Source organism: Vibrio sp. 2132-1 (assembly GCF_033344315.1).
The window spans coordinates 1-940 of sequence record NZ_JAWPON010000139.1 but is presented as its reverse complement, the minus strand read 5'-3'; the positions used below and the strand labels follow the sequence as shown (position 1 = coordinate 940).

Below are 940 nucleotides of genomic sequence, written 5' to 3'. Positions count from 1 at the left end.
CATGGTTACGACGAAGGTATCGCACTGAGTGTTGACGGTTACTTGTCAGAAGGCGCGGGCGAGAACATCTTTGTCATCAAAAATCGCGTGATCACCACACCACCAGCCACCAGCGCTATCCTACCGGGTATCACTCGTGACTCGATCATGACCATTGCTCGCGATAAAGGTTACGAAGTCCGTGAAGCTAACATTGCTCGCGAAGCGCTATACCTTGCGGATGAAGTATTCATGACCGGTACCGCAGCAGAAGTTGTGCCTGTGGCAACCATCGACAAAATTGAAGTGGGCAGCGGTAAACGCGGTCCGATTACCAAAGAATTGCAAGAAGCCTACTTTGGCCTATTTAACGGCACCACGGAAGATAAGTGGGGCTGGTTAGACTATGTGTACCCAGAGCAGCAGTAAGAAGGATTTAAGAAATGCCAAAATATAGATCAGCTACCACCACACATGGTCGTAACATGGCGGGAGCTCGTGCGCTCTGGCGTGCAACCGGTGTAAAAGACGAAGATTTCGGTAAACCAATCATCGCCGTGGTGAACTCATTCACTCAGTTCGTACCAGGCCACGTACACCTTAAAGATTTGGGCCAACTTGTTGCTCAAGAGATTGAAGCGGCAGGCGGCATCGCAAAAGAATTCAATACCATCGCCGTCGATGATGGCATCGCAATGGGTCACGGCGGCATGCTTTACTCGCTGCCATCACGTGAATTGATTGCCGACTCAGTAGAATACATGGTTAATGCGCACTGTGCAGATGCCATGGTATGTATCTCTAACTGTGACAAAATCACTCCAGGGATGCTGATGGCGTCAATGCGTCTCAACATTCCAGTTATTTTCGTATCTGGCGGCCCAATGGAAGCGGGCAAAACCAAGCTTTCAGATCAGATCATCAAGCTAGACCTTGTCGATGCCATGATCCAAGGTGCCGA

The 940-nt window shown here is 49.8% G+C and carries 2 protein-coding genes; both read left to right on the top strand.

The window, feature by feature from the left end:
• The coding region (locus R8N47_RS23970; protein ID WP_318185946.1) for an aminotransferase class IV at positions 1–408 on the top strand (408 nt) is incomplete at its 5' end.
• Positions 409–422: 14 nt separating this feature from the next.
• The coding region (locus R8N47_RS23965; RefSeq protein ID WP_318185945.1) for a dihydroxy-acid dehydratase at positions 423–940 on the top strand (518 nt) is incomplete at its 3' end.